At 60.6% G+C, this 16427-nt stretch carries 25 protein-coding genes; 3 read left to right on the top strand and 22 right to left on the bottom strand.

Features of this window, described 5'->3' with window-relative positions; translation table 11 throughout:
* Positions 1–48 precede the first annotated feature (48 nt).
* The 5 genes from B4383_RS22095 to B4383_RS22075 form a co-directional block, all read right to left on the bottom strand.
* A complete protein-coding gene (locus tag B4383_RS22095; protein WP_078293412.1) occupies positions 49–393 on the bottom strand; it encodes a hypothetical protein in 345 nt (114 codons plus the stop codon).
* A gap of 12 nt (positions 394–405) precedes the next feature.
* A complete protein-coding gene (locus tag B4383_RS22090) occupies positions 406–705 on the bottom strand; it encodes a hypothetical protein (protein WP_078293410.1) in 300 nt (99 codons plus the stop codon).
* Between the two features lie 9 nt (positions 706–714).
* On the bottom strand, positions 715–1527 hold the full coding sequence (locus B4383_RS22085) for a conjugal transfer protein (protein WP_217700190.1): 813 nt from the start codon (positions 1525–1527) through the stop codon (positions 715–717).
* A 188-nt stretch (positions 1528–1715) separates the two neighbouring features.
* The gene (locus tag B4383_RS22080; protein ID WP_078293404.1) at positions 1716–2765 is read right to left on the bottom strand and encodes a hypothetical protein; all 1050 of its coding nucleotides are present in this window, start codon (positions 2763–2765) and stop codon (positions 1716–1718) included.
* A complete protein-coding gene (locus B4383_RS22075; protein WP_078293398.1) occupies positions 2765–3175 on the bottom strand; it encodes a hypothetical protein in 411 nt (136 codons plus the stop codon). The genes B4383_RS22080 and B4383_RS22075 overlap by 1 nt, the downstream gene beginning before the upstream one ends.
* A gap of 65 nt (positions 3176–3240) precedes the next feature.
* On the opposite strand from B4383_RS22075, the gene B4383_RS22070 reads away from it, so the two are divergent.
* Positions 3241–3729 (top strand): hypothetical protein, encoded by a 489-nt coding sequence (locus B4383_RS22070; RefSeq protein WP_078293396.1) that lies wholly within the window; start codon positions 3241–3243, stop codon positions 3727–3729.
* On the top strand, positions 3729–4325 hold the full coding sequence (locus B4383_RS22065; RefSeq protein ID WP_078293394.1) for a hypothetical protein: 597 nt from the start codon (positions 3729–3731) through the stop codon (positions 4323–4325). The genes B4383_RS22070 and B4383_RS22065 overlap by 1 nt, the downstream gene beginning before the upstream one ends.
* 35 nt (positions 4326–4360) lie before the next feature.
* Here B4383_RS22065 and B4383_RS22060 read toward each other — a convergent pair whose 3' ends face one another.
* From B4383_RS22060 to B4383_RS21980, 17 genes are all read right to left on the bottom strand, one after another.
* Positions 4361–4702: a hypothetical protein gene (locus B4383_RS22060; RefSeq protein ID WP_078293392.1), complete on the bottom strand. Its 342-nt coding sequence runs from the start codon at positions 4700–4702 to the stop codon at positions 4361–4363.
* Positions 4703–4783: 81 nt separating this feature from the next.
* On the bottom strand, positions 4784–6310 hold the full coding sequence (locus B4383_RS22055; protein ID WP_078293388.1) for a hypothetical protein: 1527 nt from the start codon (positions 6308–6310) through the stop codon (positions 4784–4786).
* Positions 6311–6314: 4 nt separating this feature from the next.
* Positions 6315–7703 (bottom strand): type IV secretory system conjugative DNA transfer family protein, encoded by a 1389-nt coding sequence (locus B4383_RS22050; protein WP_139360975.1) that lies wholly within the window; start codon positions 7701–7703, stop codon positions 6315–6317.
* A 597-nt stretch (positions 7704–8300) separates the two neighbouring features.
* Positions 8301–8609 carry a hypothetical protein gene (locus B4383_RS22040; protein WP_078293381.1) on the bottom strand — a complete coding sequence of 103 codons (309 nt, stop codon included), beginning with the start codon at positions 8607–8609 and terminating at the stop codon, positions 8301–8303.
* A 60-nt stretch (positions 8610–8669) separates the two neighbouring features.
* The gene (locus B4383_RS22035; RefSeq protein WP_078293379.1) at positions 8670–8960 is read right to left on the bottom strand and encodes a hypothetical protein; all 291 of its coding nucleotides are present in this window, start codon (positions 8958–8960) and stop codon (positions 8670–8672) included.
* A gap of 603 nt (positions 8961–9563) precedes the next feature.
* On the bottom strand, positions 9564–10895 hold the full coding sequence (locus B4383_RS22030; RefSeq protein WP_139360974.1) for a hypothetical protein: 1332 nt from the start codon (positions 10893–10895) through the stop codon (positions 9564–9566).
* The gene (locus B4383_RS22025) at positions 10888–11379 is read right to left on the bottom strand and encodes a helix-turn-helix domain-containing protein (protein WP_078293373.1); all 492 of its coding nucleotides are present in this window, start codon (positions 11377–11379) and stop codon (positions 10888–10890) included. Before B4383_RS22025 ends, B4383_RS22030 begins: the two co-directional genes overlap by 8 nt.
* Positions 11380–11466: 87 nt before the next feature.
* Positions 11467–11739 carry a hypothetical protein gene (locus B4383_RS22020; protein WP_078293371.1) on the bottom strand — a complete coding sequence of 91 codons (273 nt, stop codon included), beginning with the start codon at positions 11737–11739 and terminating at the stop codon, positions 11467–11469.
* Positions 11740–11770: 31 nt separating this feature from the next.
* Positions 11771–12190: a hypothetical protein gene (locus B4383_RS22015; RefSeq protein WP_078293368.1), complete on the bottom strand. Its 420-nt coding sequence runs from the start codon at positions 12188–12190 to the stop codon at positions 11771–11773.
* Between the two features lie 32 nt (positions 12191–12222).
* Positions 12223–12483: a hypothetical protein gene (locus B4383_RS22010; RefSeq protein WP_078293366.1), complete on the bottom strand. Its 261-nt coding sequence runs from the start codon at positions 12481–12483 to the stop codon at positions 12223–12225.
* Positions 12484–12776: 293 nt separating this feature from the next.
* Positions 12777–12992 (bottom strand): hypothetical protein, encoded by a 216-nt coding sequence (locus B4383_RS22005; RefSeq protein WP_078293364.1) that lies wholly within the window; start codon positions 12990–12992, stop codon positions 12777–12779.
* A complete protein-coding gene (locus B4383_RS22000) occupies positions 12989–13306 on the bottom strand; it encodes a hypothetical protein (RefSeq protein ID WP_078293583.1) in 318 nt (105 codons plus the stop codon). The genes B4383_RS22005 and B4383_RS22000 overlap by 4 nt, the downstream gene beginning before the upstream one ends.
* 30 nt (positions 13307–13336) lie before the next feature.
* The gene (locus tag B4383_RS21995; protein WP_286150717.1) at positions 13337–13807 is read right to left on the bottom strand and encodes a hypothetical protein; all 471 of its coding nucleotides are present in this window, start codon (positions 13805–13807) and stop codon (positions 13337–13339) included.
* A gap of 657 nt (positions 13808–14464) precedes the next feature.
* On the bottom strand, positions 14465–14914 hold the full coding sequence (locus tag B4383_RS26460; protein WP_139360973.1) for a helix-turn-helix domain-containing protein: 450 nt from the start codon (positions 14912–14914) through the stop codon (positions 14465–14467).
* Between the two features lie 75 nt (positions 14915–14989).
* Positions 14990–15124, bottom strand: a complete 135-nt coding sequence (locus B4383_RS27270) for a hypothetical protein (RefSeq protein ID WP_286150716.1) — start codon at positions 15122–15124, stop codon at positions 14990–14992.
* A 38-nt stretch (positions 15125–15162) separates the two neighbouring features.
* Entirely contained in the window at positions 15163–15693 is a 531-nt protein-coding gene (locus B4383_RS21985) for a hypothetical protein (RefSeq protein WP_078293359.1), read from the bottom strand.
* 34 nt (positions 15694–15727) lie between these two features.
* Positions 15728–16078, bottom strand: a complete 351-nt coding sequence (locus B4383_RS21980) for a hypothetical protein (RefSeq protein WP_078293357.1) — start codon at positions 16076–16078, stop codon at positions 15728–15730.
* Between the two features lie 46 nt (positions 16079–16124).
* On the opposite strand from B4383_RS21980, the gene B4383_RS21975 reads away from it, so the two are divergent.
* Positions 16125–16364, top strand: a complete 240-nt coding sequence (locus B4383_RS21975; RefSeq protein ID WP_078293578.1) for a helix-turn-helix transcriptional regulator — start codon at positions 16125–16127, stop codon at positions 16362–16364.
* Positions 16365–16427: the final 63 nt, after the last annotated feature.

Raw genomic sequence — 16427 nt, 5'->3', positions numbered from 1 at the left:
AAATAAACGCTAACCCCGGTATACGCGAACTTCTACAGAGCTACTTTCTTACTTGTTTTTGTAGGTGCCGTCGCCGGTATCGACGATTTGGGGGAGCCAGCGGCGGATCATCCACACGAACCGCGTGAGCAGTGGCGGGCGGCCCTTCTTGATCTGTCGGGCCGCAGCTACTGCGCCGCCAAAGATCATGACGCTGAAGATGCCCTTGGTCAGGGGATCGTTGTCCAGGTTAATGACCACGTAGAACACGGTCCAGGCGAAACCCACAACCCCGATGACCAGATCCACTGGGCCCCAAGGGCCCCAAGGGATCTTGAACGAGTCTGACTCGGAGATCGATATCGGGACATCACGAAACGAGCTGAACAGCTGTGCTGAGTCCTCCTGTGCCATGGGAATCCGTCCTTAGCTTCCGTATGGGGTGCCGCCCGGGACAACATTGACTGTCTTGACGCCGTGGCTGTTGAGATACCCGGCCAAGATGCTGTAGCCGCCCCAGCCCGCGCCCACAATGCACGCGACCACGATCACGCCCAGTGCCGCTGCCACGGCGGCACCGATACCGCCGTGCTTGCTGATCATCGTCTTCACGACAACCACAGCGCCGGCGGCAAAGATCACCGAGACGCAGGTGATGACGACTTGCACCGACGTGCTCTGCAGGAAGGCGAAAGGGTCGGCGTAGGCGAGAATCTGGGTAGTCATCGGGGTCTCCTATCGGGTAGCGGTCTGTGAGGTAGCGGAGGTGATGGCGTCTTCGCTGAGGTCGACCAGCGGCATGTAATCCATGCGCGAGACCGCCCAAGCTCCCTTGGTGAAGGTGACTGTCAGGGGGTAGGTCATGGGCCACTCCAGGGCCAGTTCTGTTAGCACCTTGACTTGGGCCAGCACCTGTAGCGATGTGCCTTCTACCGGGTTGTCAGGGACAGGTTGTGCGGCGTCGAGCTTGGTCAAAAACGCTGTCTGATACGCCCCTAGTGGTCCGATCTGTGCTGTCCCGGTGACGTAATGGGCCAGCTGCCCGGCATCGCTGGTGGTGAGGAATACCGTGAAGAAACCCGCCAGATCCGTGGCCAGCGGGGCTCCGCCCTTGCCCGTCTTCAAGTTCGGGGTCGTTACGCCGTAGCTGTAGCGGGTCGCTAATTTGACGCCCGCCGGAGGTCCTCCGACTCGTTCGGGAAGTCCGACGCTGGCCGGGCCGTGGTCGATGACGCTGACCGGCACGGCGTAGTAGGCCTGCTTGGCGGCAGCTCCCGCGTACGGGCGCTCCAGCGTTGTCAACAGCACGGTGTAGAGCTGGGCAGCGGCAGTGGACTGCCGCTTGTCTTCCATCGTCGTCAACGGCAGCGGCGGCGTGATGAAAATCTTCGGGGTCTCCGGCAGGCCGTAGTCGGCAGGTAGGGGAAAGCAATCCTTGAGCAAGTCGCGCTCTGCGGTGGTGCCGATCTTGTACAGCGCGAAGCACTCGACAGCGTGCGCGGTCGCCAACGCGCTCTCATTGGAAGTCGTCTGTGAGATTCCCCGCACATCCGGGCCCTTAGGGGGTTTTATCCAACTCCATGTAATGGACGTACCGGCAACAATTGTGCAAAAGCCCATATAGATAACCAGCATAATGCCGACAGCTTTACCCAGCAGCTTGAGACGGTTCTTCCATGTCCGCGTCATAACACTATTCCCTCATGCCGTTGGGCAAATATCCACAAACCGCATTCTCAGGTCGGCACATGGCCGATCACCTCGATCCGGCTCGTCGCGAACGACTGATCGATCGCATCGCGCGTACCAGGCTCCGAGGAAGCGTTAGGTGTATCCGCGGTACCCGAGCCGCCCGCCGAACTCGATCCGTCCGAGCCGAACAGGCCCCCAAACATGCCGCCACCTGTAGGTGCCGAGCTCTCCGGCACCTGCTCAGTGGGCGGGCGCGAGGTCTGCACCACGATTCCCCGGATCCAGCGAGTGCGGATGTTCTCCACCGGCACCGTGGCGATACCCTTGACGTTCTTGGTATCCATGTCGACATAGCGGCCCTTGACATCATTCATGAACCACCACCGGATCTTCGTGATGATGCGGTGCTGACTCCACTCCTCCTTGCCCCCAGGGCGTTTGGCGAGCCATCCCGTCGCCAGCTTGATCGCCACCGCGGTGATGTCATCAGAGAACTTCAAATCGATCGGCTGCCCCAAACCCAGTCCTGGCCCGTAGCACACCAACGCGGTATCACCCGTGGGGTCTTCGACGTTGCGTGCCGACGTCGAGCCTTCCCCGCAATCAGCGGAAGCCTCAAACGGCATCGACCGATCCGTACTGGCGGACTCGGTCGCCGACGCTGTCGGTGATGCGGATCCGGCGACGTTGACCTTGCGTTGCGGCTCAGGAGCGGCGGCAACCGGTGTGCTGTCCTTGCTCAACACACTGACCATCACGACGATCACCACGGCCACGAATGCACCGACACCGCCCAGCACCGCCAAGGTCTGCTTGGTGCGGCCATTGACGGTGCTGTCGTCATCTGAATCGTTCTGCGCGCCAGCAGGCTTGTCGATCTCGGGTCGATCGACCGGGATGTTGGAGAAACGGTCCCCGAAATCCTGTTCCCCATCCTCATCGACAGGTGGGTCATCGTCGTCCCTGGTATCGAGTGGTTCCTCATCGACGATCACCACAATGTCGTCGGTCGCCACACCGCCGCCTGGCGCCTCCTGCTCAGCAGCGGCCTCGGGGAATATGCGTCGCAGGAAATTTGCGTCTTTCTCGCTCATCACAGCTCCTGGCGGCCATAGGCGCGGGTGTCCAACACCAGCGCGCGGCCCAATCCGCGTCCCTGGTGTCGGCGCCGGTACTCGTCAAATGGCGACACCCCGCCTCCGTCGCGGTCTGTCGCAGGTTCAGGTTCGTCGATTGCGGCTGCAAACCGCTGGCAGGGATAGCGCGGCGCCACCAGCGGCAGGCCCTCGGGCAGCGCCGCCCGAGCGTGCGGTGTAGGGGCATATGCCGGCTGTGCCTGCGCCCACCGCCACATCCCCTTGCTGCCGGCCCACAACAGCGCGCACAGCCCCGACAGCACCGCCAGGACAGCGGCCACCACCAGCGCCACCGCACCCAACGCAACCGCGATGAACGGCCCGACGATCACCCCAAAGATGAAGATCGACAACAAAATCTTCCACATAGTTCGGATCGTAAGCCCGGTTTGCGCGAAGTTGAACTGTGCCAAACCAGCGATACGCTCGATCTGTGCTCGCTGTCGACGCCCGTCTGGATCAGTACATCGGCCGTCGACTGACGGCCATCGGCTGCCGCCGTGGTGATCTGGCCGCCTTAGGAGGTCCGTCGCGCTCACACATGGCCAAGGTCTTCGCTGGCCAGCGCGCACTAACCGAGCGCATGGCCCTGCGCATCGACAACGCGCTGCGCTGGACGCCGGGGTCAACGATCCGCGCAGCCCGCGACGGAACCGTGCCCGCCCCGCTGGACTTCCCGGGCCCGCTGCACACCTTGCTCCGAGAGGCCGCCGAACTCAACGCGCAAGTACGCCAGGACACCGACCACATCAGCGCGGCCATAGCGAAAGCCCGTGTCGCAGTGGACCATTTCCCCGCCACCGAGAGCACCGGATCGATGCGAGAGAGCCTGGTCGCCGCCCAGGATCACCTGACACATTCCCAGCGCCTCATGACCCGACTGAACCACAAGCTGCAGCACTCTCACGATTGGATTCCCTGATGCAGACCTGCACCGAACGCGTCGATGACCTGCGCCGCGAATGGATCATGCACCACCAAGGCCCCTTCCTCATGCAGCATCGCCGCGCCGAGCTCCTCGGCCGATCCCTGCGGCGGCGCCGCCGCGACGATTTCGCGCCCTCCCCGGACCAGCATGAGGACGAAGTCACACCCAACATCTGGCAGCGCCAATGGCACACCCCCGCCGACTACGGCGAAGGCGCGCTGGTTCTCGTGCTCGCGGTCGTGGCACCTGCCGGGTGGGCCGGTGCGCGGGTGCTGTCCAATTACCTTGTCAGGCTTATCCCCAAGCGCCTGTTCGCCTATCCGCTGGCCTTGCTGTTCGGCCTGGCCGCACTCACCGGTATCGCGCTGCCGATGTTCTACGACCCGCCCATGAGTCTGCTCGGTGTACTGGTGGTGCCATGGGTACTCGGTCAGATCCCCGCTGGCCTATTCATCACCGCAGGTTACGGAATCCTTGAGGGGTGGCTGGCCATCCCGGAAAGCCAGGACTGGTTGCCGTTGCAGCGGCCCGAAGCCGAGATCGAAACATTCGAGATCATGGAAGCGCGTGATCACACACCACGCATATAGGCGCCGAAACCTGTTCGGCCACCTGAGGATTAAACTTAGGCGGGTCTGGCGAAGGACAGGCACTGCGCCCATTGGCTGCGCGCGTCCTCATTCACAACCTCAAAGATCTCGTTGAGGATCTCCTGCAACTCGACATTGGTCAGCCGCGTGGTCACCGCGGGATGCAAGGAGAGCTGTTTCCACTGGCCGTCACCCTGGATTTCCAGGTGGACCAGGTCATCGCTGGTGCCCGCATCAGAGGTCAACGAATCCAGTTCCAGACGTTTGGTTTTGAACACTTCCTGCACCAGCTCGAGCTTTGCCTGAGTGGCCTTGACTCGCTGTTCGGGCGGCAGCCGACGTAGCGCATCTGAGGAAGGTAGATCCGGGATGTCCACAAAATGATCCAAACATGGCCCCCGCTGGTTGTCTACAAAGCATTGTCGACCTGTGTACAACCGGTTCAGATAACAGTGTTGTTACTGGTCAGCGGGTTTGGCCTTGCGGCTGCCGAGCACGATGCGGCGAGTGCCTTCGGCCTCGCTGTTCTCCCCGTCAGGCTCTTTCGCCGCTGACTGCTGCCGATCCTGCGCCGTCGGCTGCAGCACACCTTTGACGGGCTCGGAGTTACGCGGCGCACGGATCAGGACCTTGTGCTCTTTGCCGCCCTTAGCGTTCTCCCCTGCGCCGCTGCTCCCGCCGCCGCCAGGCATGCCACCCATAGGCGCCATCCCCATACCGCCCCCAGCGGGCGCCGGGGCCGCGGCCGCGCCAGGGTGCGCGGCACCTGTGGCGCGCGAAGTGTCCAAACCTCCCGCTGGCGGAGTCTGTACCCCCGTCGCCGGGGCCAATCCGCCCGCCGGGGAGGTTCCCCCTGCAGCACCCTCTGGCCCACCGAGGCCACCCAGACCGCTGGGATCCAACGACGGAACCTTCAAGCCGCCCTTACCTTTATTGGCGCCCATAGCCGACCCGATGCCCGACACCGCCTGTGTGGCAGCCTGCCCGGCCGCCTCAGGCACCTTGGCCGCCAACCCGCCGACTGCACCAAGTACCCCGGCGGCCAACGAAGCCATCATCCCGGGAAGGGCGGCCGCCAACCCGGCAGCCTGACCCATATCCTTGGCCTCATCGGAGGGCGGATCAGCTTGTGACTGATCATCGGCCGCGCCGTGATAATCGGCCCCGTTCTTCTGATTGCGCTGCTCCATCTGCGTGAGCTGCTCATTCAAGGAACTCAACAGGCCGCTATAGCGCCCCACATTCGGTGGAGTGTTGTTCGCCGCCTCGACCTGCGCGATCTGCGCCCGCAGCCGCTCGAAATCCTGCGGGGAATCCGCCTGGCCTTTATGCCCGTCGAAGTTCTGAGCGTGCTCAGAAGCTGCGCCCGCGGTCTGGCGATGCTCGGAGGCCACCACACCAAAAAAGCGTGCCTGGTTGGACAGATGCTCGATCGCCGGTGCCGCCGATACCGGCGACTGCCAGGCCGATTCCAACGCCTGCGCCGCCGAACGCGTAGCAGCCGAAGCTGTTTCGGCCCGCTCGGCGCCAGCCTGCATCTGCGAAATGAAGCCCGCCCCACGCGAGCCATCCCCCGCGTAGAACGTCGCCGCCACCACCTCACCAGGGCGCGGGACCGGGGGCGGCATCGGCACCTGTGCCCGGTTCTCACGCGCCGGCACCGGTTCCACGTGCGGAACCTGCCCAACACCGGCTCGCGGCATCTGCAGCACCTCATGTGCCCGCGCAATGGAGTCGTCGACGTCCTCGTAGTTCCCCGCCACAGCTCGCAACGTCGCCGCCGACGACAGCAAGCCGCGTGCACCATTGCGGACATCGCTCGACAACGCCATCGCACGATGCGTAAAGCGGGTCGCTGCGGTCACCGATGCCTCGTCGCCAGCCAGCGGCGGATGCACCGCGGCCCCGCCGGCCAGCAGCCCCACCGCTGCGGTCTCCAGCGCCCGCGCAACGGCCACCAGCGCATCGGTGTCGACCTGCAACATGCGCTCAGCCTACTGCCACAGGCTTGACCGGTACGTTCCGATTCGCTGCCATCTTGGGCCAGAACTTCGTCACGAACTCCGTCACATGCGGAAGGTAAACCTCTTTGCCAACCGTGCCCCGCAGCAGTAGCCGGGCCTTATCCGGGCTGCGCGACATCAGCTCCTGCCACTCGACTTCCTGCTCCAGGCGCCCGGACTGGTTACGGCCGCCATCAACACTCTGGGCTTCCCCGCGCCGCTGCTGCAACCCACGTTCCTGAGCGGCGGCCCGGAGCAGCTCCTCCTCGGCCGCCCCGTGCATCACACACACCGCCGGAAATATGTCGCGCAGTACCGCGGTGTAGATCGGGCCATGCGTGATATCGGTCTGCTTGCTCGCCTGCTGCGCGATGGCGAGATTGGCGCCTAGACCTCGAGCTTCACCGACGTAATTGGCCTGCTTGGGCATCGGTGCGGTATTGGGAGCCTCGTCGATCACGCCGAGCAGCCGACTCAGGTCCTCCCACTGCGAGGTCTTCTCCCGCCAACGCTCCACCAGCTGCTCGATCAACGTCACCGCGGCCGGGGCGGTCGTGCCGTTACCCGGTGCCATCACGTACACCGTGGCGGTCGGGTCGTCGAGAAATTCCGGTGTGAACGCGCCTTCGGGCTGCTCACGCAACGCCATCCGCAGCCATGCGCGGGTCGCTTTCGACAGCGAGAACAGGATGGAATCACGCTGCTTGGGGTCCATCTCGGTGGCGTGATCAATTTCAGCTTGCAGCTCGGGAACGTTGACCAACCGGGCAGCCATCGACCATGACGGCGTGTCTTCGGGATCGTCCTTGAACTCGATGGGTTTCTGGATCGCCTGCAGTACCCACCGCATCCCCAGATTCGTCTGCGCTGGCGATGCCGCGTATAGGAAGGCCGCCAGCGGTCCCTCGCCGAGAGACTCCCAGGTGCCCCCATCGGTGACCTGCTGCGCCCCCGCCCCATAAGCCGTGGATGCCATCTGCAGCAGTGTCGAAGCCGTCGTATACGCATCATCGACTGTCTGAATCGATGTGGTCGGATCAAACCGGACCGGCTCAATATCCTTCGGATACATCGGATTACGCACAGTCCGCAGATCAATCAGCTTCGAGGGCCCCTGCCGGAACGGGAGCACCCACTGCATGAGATCGTCCTTCGACGACACGATCACCGCCGGCCCCTGGTGCGCAATCGCCATCGGAGCCAGCACCAGGGTCGTCTTCCCGGCACCCGTCCTGGCCAATACCCAAATATGGCTGTCCGTTTCAGCAGGAACGTAAATCTTGCGCCGCGTCGCCGGGTCTACCTTCTCCAGAAAACCGCAGTAAGGCCCGACACGGGGCGGGCGCTCATACGGCTGGGCATACGGATCAAACATGATTCGAGCCTATGGCCGGATACCCCGAAGTTGAACTGTGCGCATTTCGGGCAGATTTTCAGCTATCCATACGGAGCCGTGTGCTCAGAAGGTCCCCGCTCTCGATGCCGACGAGTAGTACGGGGTACCTCTACTGCACAGCCGTCGGCGGTGCGAGACCGTATGTGAGGTTGTTTTCAATCCTGGCGATACCCGGAGGGGGCGGAGCGGGGTACTGGGCGGCTCGCTTGGATACTTCTACGAGCAGGGCGTGCGATACGTCGGACCACACAGCATCAGGCGCGTCGCTTAGTCCGGCAGTGCCCGAAGGGTCAAGTTCGGAGGGAGTAAATCTACTGGCGTCGATCAGCGCCTCTGGGTTCGCGACTTCGTACTCGATCCAGCCGGAAACATAAATCTTCACAGTTGCCATTTGCCAATCCCCTTGCCTCTCCTACGGTTTACGTTATGCGGATCTGCGTGAAGCTTTTGCGGTATCGCACGGCCCGGGCGCTAAGTCGAACTCCCGCACAGTCAGGTGCCACGGGAGCCTCTTCGTGTGAACTGTTCACCTCAGATCCTTTCGTGCGGAAGCGGATCCAATTCTCGGACCCATCGTCACTGCTCCACTGCCGGTTGCGCTGGAACTACCTCTCCGTCGATAACCTCGGATGGCCGTGCCCAGACGATGGCCATGGCTGGCAGCCCGATACGGTCCAGTTCGTAGTACTCGCTGCCTTCCACCGTGTGTTTCAGACTGCGCTCACCCTCGAAGGTGGTGTACAGCACCGCCGCTTGACGAGTACAGTCCGTAATCAACGTTTCCTCGTCCCAAAGGATCACGGTGCCGTCAGGCAGATCGACCAGGGTGTCGTAGGAATCGATCTCCAGGAACGATTCCGGCGGAGTTCTAATGTCGTTCGGCATATCGTGATGATCCTCTCTCTAACTAGCTCTTCGCCAACCGATTTCGGTACGATTAGCGGACTATGCGGGTTGCGCTTGTATGAGTTCGAGTCGGTAATACTCGTACGGCTGCCCGGCCGAATCATCCATAGTTTCGAGCGCAAGACTGTATGTCCAAGAACCGTTCTCGGCATCGACGTGTAACCGTTGCCCTGCCGCCGAGCGATCCACCCAGAGCGCGGTTTCGCCACCATTGGGAAGCTCATCGATCTCGCTCCGGGCGAGAGTTCCCACCTCTTCATGCCGTATAACGACACCTGGGCCATCCCAGGAACCGTCCACCCATTCCAGTGGGCCAAGTCTGACGCTCATCCCCAATTCCTCTCGTCTGATACTACTTGGATTTACGAAGCGGCGCTTAGCCATACATCAAGTGGACAGTTTCACCATGACTCGCTGAATGCTTTCTGGTCGTAGATGTGTTCGTTCTCAGTCACCCAACGCTTCGCCGAGCGCATCCTGAAGAACCCTCCAGCCAAACGTTCAAATTCAGGATGTACGCGAGTTCGTCCATAGACATGGAACGGGGCGAACGGGAGCCATCTGACTCGCCGAATCTGTAAGTTTCCATCGGCAGCCGTGGCCTTAATGTGGGGCATATTCTTCCCTTCCTTCCTGGGTAGGTCTACCGGACACTTGTCGGCGGGAGTGTGGTTGCGTATCGACCTTGAAAGTCGACGATCATGTGTAGAAACGTCTCCACATCCGCTCGGCGGTCAATCGGCACACTGTGCGTTACGCCACCGACTACTCGATAGACGGTCCAACCAGCTAGCGGCTGGTCACGATCTGCCCACGCGATTAGGTGCCCGTCTACGACTGCATTCAGCCTGTCAGTTACTGAACCGCGCACCGAATGCTCTTGGATTTCAATGGTGCTCATCTTCTGTTCTCCTTGCTCGTACCTTCAGCGGACTAATTTTCGTCATCTGGGATCAGAGTTCGTTGTGGGCTCGATGGCCGTTCGTTCACCTGATCGGCAGGTATGGCGAGCCGCAGGTCGCGTATCTCAGCTAGTGCCGATCGCGCTTGTGGTAGGTCGTTGTAGGAGGTCGACTGTCCTAAGAATTGTGGGTGCACGTCAATGGGCACCAGTCCGCAGCGTCTCCAGTATTTGGTTAATGCCTCTACTGCCGCCAACTCTTCAAAGTCGCCGCTTCGGTCAACGATCCAAAACGGGTACAGCAGGACCAATGTGTCGCTCGGGCTCGCCATGCGCTCTGCTACTTCCGAAACTGCCCACGCCCCAAGGTTGTGGCCTCGTACGGGCTCGGCAACAAACACGTGCGTGATGATGACAACCCGGTTGAATAGCTCGCCGTCGAACTGTGCGCTTACTTCCGCTGCGACCTCGTTGCCGTCGAACAGTCCTGCGAACGTGACGGCGGATTGCGACCACGAATCGAGCATTTCTGGTACCGATTCAGTACCTACCTTGAGGATCAGAAACTCCACGTAGCCACAGACGACATCGGAGCCGTCTTCGCTGTCGGTCATCTCGACATCGCCCCGCCACACCGTCATCTCATCGAACTCGCTGACGGCCGCTCCGCTAAATGCCAGGATGGGGGCGGCCAATGGCACCACGGCGTCCTCGCTGGTCCGCAGGAATCCGTCTCCGATCTTCGCCAGGTGCAACGCAACCGCGCAGCGCAGCGACTCGACAGTCGTGCGGTCCCAGTCATTTGGAATATCGGTATGCAGCTGGTTCAAAGTTGCTTCCACGATGGACTCGTATGCCGCGTCATCATCCGCCTGAACGTCGTCATCGATGAACGGAAGGCCCATCTGGTCGAAATCGATCGAGGCAAGTAGTGCATCAGCCTGTTGGCTCATCAGGTCATGCTCGCGCCGCACAGTGACGCGCACGCCACATTCAATCGCGTATGGCTGCACGCCGAGTTCGGCGGAAACACAATGCAATTCGTTCGGCGGCAGGCGCGCGATGTGCTCGCTGATCTGTGCTTGAGCGGTGCGTATCTGTGCCGGTATCGGTGGAATGGTCTCGTGCCCAAAATCCACGGTCATATCGACAAGATCATTCGCGGTCCTGATCACCCCAAGCGGCACCAACGCGCCGACTATGTTGAGCGTTTCGTCTATCAGCTTCACAGCCAACGGCCCCGTGGGCGCAGGCAACTCCACAAACTGCGCCAGTGCCGCCGGTAGATTCGCGCACTCCGCCCCCAGAGTCGATGCAGACCGGAGCGAACGTCCTTCTCGCCCAAGCGTTTCACTGTCAGTCATGCGCCCTCGTCTCCCGTACCTTCATCGGGACAGCCTTCTGGAGTGCGACCGGCGGCGCATCAGTTCCGTATCGGTCGAGCGCCCAGCGCGCGACTCTCGCTTGAGCTTCCGGCGCATGAGCGAGCGCGTCAAGAGCCGCCGCAACGCGTTCCATCGCCGCAAACTCCTCTTCTACGCCATTTCTCGCGACCTGGCCAACAATGTGAACTCCACCTCCTGAATTCGGTGTGGGAGTAGCGTTCCCTTGGGCGGTCGCGCTCATCGTGCCTTCTGGCCATTCCAGGGCAGTTTCGATCGCGCGCAACTTCGTCTCGTGAACGGCGAAGCCATCTTCCACTCGTTTCCAGGTGATTGAACTGATGTCGGCGCGGCGCGCAGCTTCTTCCTTCCCCCATCCGCGCTCTACACGCGCGGCAGTCACTTGCGCGGCTATCTTGTCGCGCTGTTCGTCGGTAAATCCGGTGTATTTGCCAACCACAGTCATAAATATATCCTAGTCTGCCACTATATGCACTGTAGATTGACTAAGCATGGCTAGAAACACTGGAAATCTATGGCGCATTCTTCGGAATCACAGCGGCCGGAACCGCTCAGGATGCCGGTTCATAGACAAGACGAGTAGGTCGTCTCTGAGTGAGCGTGGAGCGTGGGTTTGGGATTCGACGGCCTCACGAATGTGTTCAATAATCAGGTCCACGATTACTTTCGGCACTTGGCCGTAGTGGTAACGGCCCGTGATGGTTCGCTTGACCACAGTCAGCGATGGAATCTCATTGACAATGAGTTCATGTGCGCGCCGACCGACTACCACCTTCATCGAGTCTGAGTCCTCTTCAAAACCCATCTGAATCCCTCTATCTCCGTTGGTCTTTACGTTATTCGGACTCGTCTGGGTACTGGTGCCACAGATCGTTAAGCGCTTGCCGCCCCGCGTCGGTCCCGTGGTACCCGCCCCGCGTCTCCCGTTTCGCTAGCCCGGCCTGCTCCAGAGCAAGACCTTCCCGGCGCCCAACGTTGGGTGGCATTACTGCCGACCAGTAGTCGTCGGAGGTTCGCTCGCACACCGACTCCAGGGTCGCCAAGGGGCCGAACACGGCCCCTTGGTCAATCAGGTCGCCCTTGGTGCGCGGATGACATGTGCATTGTGGGTTGACGTATTCCAGTTCTTCAGGCACCGGCCGGTGCCTCGGACAGGTGTCAGGGTACGCGGGAACGTCATAACTCTCGCGCTCCTCCCACGGCAACTCGATGCCGTAAACCGTCTTAACCTTCGAGGCAAGCCTGAACGTCGACATCTGTATCTCCCTGTCTCCCTTGGTCGTACCTCCTACTGGACTTCCCACGCAGAAACCGCCCGTCGAATCACGCGGTGATGCCGAAATGGGAAGGTCTCAGGACGCTCTACCGCTGCCCTGGCTTCGTCCTCGCTCTTGCCGCCATAGATCAATGGCGTCCATAGGGAGTCATCGTCAGGATCGTCGCCATCCCTGCCATCGAAGCGTTCGACGTATTCACCCCACTCAAACGGCCCGTCCGGTCGAGTGGCAATCTCAAGGCCTTCGTTCACAAGCTCGGTTGTTGCTTCCATCTTCTGAATCTCCTTATCCTGGTCGGCTATTGGGTACCTCTAACGAACTTTTCCGATTTCCTCTAGTTGCGCCATGAGCGTGTCCGACTCCGGGGGCGGCCCGGACGCTTCGACCAGACGTAGCGCCAGCTCACCCAGATGAACCGATTGTGTCCCGGTTTCGATCCACTCACAGCCGTCCGGTGAAGTCCTTATCGAATTTCGGAAGTACACCTGTAGCGCCTTGCCGACTCGATTCCGTGCTTCGGTGTTCGCAATACTGGCAATCACGTTGCATCCCTTCTGATCTACCTCTACCGGAGCGCTTCTCGCGCCATCTGTCGTTCTGCGGCTGCAATGTCGTCGTACTCGGCCCGTAGCCGGACGACGCGCTTCTGCGCCTCAATGTGACCGTGTTGATGACGGTCCATATCACGTAACGCCTCCGCGATCTCTGCGATCAGAACCTTCTTGCGGGCGTCGCTCTCAACAGTCGAGACATCGGCGGCACCGTTGGTCACAACGTTCATTTGTTCGCGCCTCCACCCGCTCGGTCGGTGATGCACCGCTGATTGATCGCCTTCATATCGTCAAGGGTCAGCCCGACTCCCGCGGCTACGACGGCGCACTGTGCCCACCCGAGCCAGCGCCCTAGCTTGCTTCCCGCCATGTTCTGCGCACGAATACGCATCTGCATCAGGTGATGCAACCCGAGATCACTATCCGGCGATAGCGGCATCCCATGCTGCGATGCAAGGAAAACCGTATCGGCGAACGCCTGACGCTGCCATAGATCGGCCGCAGCCTCAGTCTCAATCAGTTCACGATCTGATAGGTCAGTCATCTTGTCTCCCATGGTCGTACCAAATACGGACTAGATATCTCGGCCAGTGGCCAGACGAAACACAAGGTCTTGCCCGCGACCTCGCAACGGGGTGTCACCTGCAAGTAGGGGCGGAAGCTGGGGAGGAGCGTCAGGACCAACAATGAGGATCGATCGTCGACGCCAGTGCAACGACACGACCAACCCAACGAAAATCGCCGACACCAATCCCACAGTCGGGAAGCTGTGCGCAACGGCGCTCAAGAGCGCCACCACAAGGCAGCCAAAGGCCATCAACAGGCGCAGCTCCGTCCACGCGCTCAGAGCCCTCACATCGGACGCGACCGCGCGTAAACGCCACATACGCACAAAATTGTCCACGGCTGCACCGTGAATAGCTTCAAGCTCGGCCCGGCCATCGACCTGCACCCACTGCCAATAGTCCTCGGCTGCCTGCAATTCCGCTCCCTTACGACCTGGCTTTGCCCTCAGACCGTGCGCCACAAGAAATGCCCCAGTCATCGCAGCATCACGCTCAAGCCGTTTCAACGCACTATATTTCGTCCACGACCGAGTCGACACCGCTGACACCCCCGTTATTGAATCGTCCACTCTTCCAACCTCTCTTGTCCTGTCGACTCGACGTACCTATACCGGACTTGCATCCGAGTCGGCTTGATCGCTATCACTGCCCGCTGGGTAATCGTGAATTGCCTGCTCTATTCCGCTGATCGCAGCGGCCAAATGCACACGGCTCTTCTCTCCGACTGGAAGCCGCCAGAGGATGTTGTGCAGATCCCTCGATATCGCCGCTAGCCGGTCAGGTTCCGCTATCGGCAGAGGGATCGGCTTTGCGCGGCTGGGCTTTCGGTCAAAGGCGTCGAGATCCCCAGTCTGTAGGCCGTCCTCGATACTGCCTTGAGGGAGCTTCAAGACTTTCTCGACCGAGTGGAGTACGCGCGCGGAAAACCGCGACCCACTGACGTTTTCGGGTCTCCCATTGATCAGCCAACCCACCGTCTTCGGGTCGACATCAGCTGCTTCGCCGAGTGTCTTGAGACTGCTGTAGCCACATGCGAGTCGACGATCGTCTAGGTATCTACCGACTCGGTCGGCGAACAGCGGGTCATACGGTTCCGGCACTGGGAGCGCACCTTTCGCTAGTTTGTCAGTTCTTGCCTAATCTGGACTACTGGCTTTGTCTGAATGGTCTGCGGCACAGTCAAGTTCGCGGATGGCACGCTCGACTGAAACTAGTGCATCCAGTAGATGCAGCCGCGCTGATGAGACAGTCGGCAGCCCTTCGTGTAGACCTTTAATTACAGTCTGGACCTCGGCTGCAACCCTGAGGGGCGTGGCGACACCCGATCGCTGGCCCTCGCCTGCTTCCACGCCTAGAACCTTCGGAGTGCCGCCTTCGAGTGCAACATCGACACTTCCTATCACCCACTGCAATGCACGTTCCAGATCTCGACGTTTACTCGTTGAGAGAACTGTGGAACGCAGATTCTCGATCTCTCGAATCTTCGCAGCCGATGGACCGCCGGCTGCCGCAACATCATGCTGCGTCATCTTTAGCGCCATCCTTCGCGTACGTACTTCGTAGGCGAGACGCTCCCAGTCGTTCATATCGCTAACTCTATCGTTTCTAGCGCCCCGCTACAACCGGTTGTTTTCAGTCAGTTTTGCCCCCCATTGGCGTACCTAATCCAGACGGTTCTCTTTTTTCTCTTTTTCCTTATGACGGCTATTCCGGTACATCGTTAGGCCCAGCGCGAACGCCACACCAAGTCCGGCCACTGCCATCAGCGGAATCGCCAAACTCATGTACTCCTGCATCGTCTTCCAACCTCCCTCTGTCGCTTACCACTTAATCTTCACCGGACTATTCGCAGCCGCCGCCATGGGCGGCCGTTGCGCAGCTTCTCGTGGATGGTTGCCTGTTCAAGCGCCTCCGTCGTGCCGATCTCCCTCAAGGCCCAGTCCCAGTCGTCCAACGACCAGGTCTGGTCATCGCTTGGGCGGTGGACGCGAAGGAGCTTGTCGGCCGCATCCAGTGCTCGCCGCCGCCTAACGGACTTAGCCCAGCGTGGCGCACGCCAGATCACAATTCCTGTCGCGGCTGCTAGCGCGAATCCCCACCACTGGAAGATCGGCACCAAGAACATCCACGAGGCGAACGCCCATGTCGCACCGACCCAGTATCGCCAACGCGACTCGCGGCGTGCGAACAACGCGGCGCAGATGAAACCCATTGCGAACGACGAGAACACGAGTAGCGCCACTGCATTTGTCAGCGGGGTTACCATGCGAAAGTACATCACGAACGATGCGACAAGACCGGCGGCAAAGATGAGGCCGCCGAATAGACTTCCGTTCGTTGATCCAGCATTGGGTTTCATGGTCATTGATTCTCCCTCGTGGCTCTGACAGTCCGGTTGTCTAAGTTGGAATTACTTCGGATTCCGGGCAATAGAACACCCAGCCCAATTCACCCAAGTCGTAGTAGCCGTCCGTGGTTGGCGCGATGGCGAGATCTTCATAGTCTGGATCCTGCAGGTATTGCAGGGTGGCGACGCCCGTTTCATCGAATGTCAGCCTGTACCACTCTCTGTCGGGATCTTCTGTCCAAAGAAGCATCTCGAAAGTCGTCCGTGTCACGACTGGCGTTTCCCAGCCGTTCCACCGTGCCCCGAGGCTCACCGCCTCGTAACGAGCGTCCGGAACCTTGCCATCAATCGCGAACTGAATACCGCGAGAGGGCGTGCTCGCAAATACTGCTTGATCAGCCATGTGTCTACTATAACCGACATGTGTGGTGTCGTCTATAGTAGACATCGTGCCCATTGATCCTTCCGACCTACGACGGCTGGGTGCTCGCTTGCGTGAGCTGCGCCTCGGCGCCGGCGAGACACAGGCGCATACCGCCGCCGCGGTGGACATAATGCGCTCCTACCTGAGCGAGATAGAGGCTGGCCGAAAGAACATAACTTTGGACACGCTTTTTAGCCTGGCGCAGCACTTCGGTGTTGAGCCGGACGCGCTGCTCCGGGTAGAGGTTCCTTTATCGGAAGGCTGATTCCGGACAGTGGTGGCGGACAGTAACGAGTTCTGTTGTGTGGTAACGGTGTCGGTTCTCATC

It is taken from the genome of Mycobacterium sp. D16R24, from assembly GCF_002013385.1.
GTDB lineage: Bacteria > Actinomycetota > Actinomycetes > Mycobacteriales > Mycobacteriaceae > Mycobacterium.
This window is presented reverse-complemented; position numbering and strand designations above follow the sequence as displayed.

Coding starts and splice junctions, on each gene's coding strand:
- B4383_RS22055 (WP_078293388.1), bottom strand. CDS start 6,310: ATGTTGCAGGTCGACACCGATGCGCTGGTGGCCGTTGCGCGGGCGCTG.
- B4383_RS22090 (WP_078293410.1), bottom strand. CDS start 705: ATGACTACCCAGATTCTCGCCTACGCCGACCCTTTCGCCTTCCTGCAG.
- B4383_RS22040 (WP_078293381.1), bottom strand. CDS start 8,609: ATGCCGAACGACATTAGAACTCCGCCGGAATCGTTCCTGGAGATCGAT.
- B4383_RS26460 (WP_139360973.1), bottom strand. CDS start 14,914: ATGAACGACTGGGAGCGTCTCGCCTACGAAGTACGTACGCGAAGGATG.
- B4383_RS22075 (WP_078293398.1), bottom strand. CDS start 3,175: ATGTGGAAGATTTTGTTGTCGATCTTCATCTTTGGGGTGATCGTCGGG.
- B4383_RS22035 (WP_078293379.1), bottom strand. CDS start 8,960: ATGAGCGTCAGACTTGGCCCACTGGAATGGGTGGACGGTTCCTGGGAT.
- B4383_RS22005 (WP_078293364.1), bottom strand. CDS start 12,992: ATGAACGTTGTGACCAACGGTGCCGCCGATGTCTCGACTGTTGAGAGC.
- B4383_RS21985 (WP_078293359.1), bottom strand. CDS start 15,693: ATGACCATGAAACCCAATGCTGGATCAACGAACGGAAGTCTATTCGGC.
- B4383_RS21995 (WP_286150717.1), bottom strand. CDS start 13,807: ATGACTGGGGCATTTCTTGTGGCGCACGGTCTGAGGGCAAAGCCAGGT.
- B4383_RS22095 (WP_078293412.1), bottom strand. CDS start 393: ATGGCACAGGAGGACTCAGCACAGCTGTTCAGCTCGTTTCGTGATGTC.
- B4383_RS27270 (WP_286150716.1), bottom strand. CDS start 15,124: ATGCAGGAGTACATGAGTTTGGCGATTCCGCTGATGGCAGTGGCCGGA.
- B4383_RS22050 (WP_139360975.1), bottom strand. CDS start 7,703: ATGTTTGATCCGTATGCCCAGCCGTATGAGCGCCCGCCCCGTGTCGGG.
- B4383_RS22065 (WP_078293394.1), top strand. CDS start 3,729: ATGCAGACCTGCACCGAACGCGTCGATGACCTGCGCCGCGAATGGATC.
- B4383_RS22020 (WP_078293371.1), bottom strand. CDS start 11,739: ATGGGTTTTGAAGAGGACTCAGACTCGATGAAGGTGGTAGTCGGTCGG.
- B4383_RS22000 (WP_078293583.1), bottom strand. CDS start 13,306: ATGACTGACCTATCAGATCGTGAACTGATTGAGACTGAGGCTGCGGCC.
- B4383_RS22025 (WP_078293373.1), bottom strand. CDS start 11,379: ATGACTGTGGTTGGCAAATACACCGGATTTACCGACGAACAGCGCGAC.
- B4383_RS21980 (WP_078293357.1), bottom strand. CDS start 16,078: ATGGCTGATCAAGCAGTATTTGCGAGCACGCCCTCTCGCGGTATTCAG.
- B4383_RS22010 (WP_078293366.1), bottom strand. CDS start 12,483: ATGGAAGCAACAACCGAGCTTGTGAACGAAGGCCTTGAGATTGCCACT.
- B4383_RS22080 (WP_078293404.1), bottom strand. CDS start 2,765: ATGAGCGAGAAAGACGCAAATTTCCTGCGACGCATATTCCCCGAGGCC.
- B4383_RS22015 (WP_078293368.1), bottom strand. CDS start 12,190: ATGTCGACGTTCAGGCTTGCCTCGAAGGTTAAGACGGTTTACGGCATC.
- B4383_RS22030 (WP_139360974.1), bottom strand. CDS start 10,895: ATGACTGACAGTGAAACGCTTGGGCGAGAAGGACGTTCGCTCCGGTCT.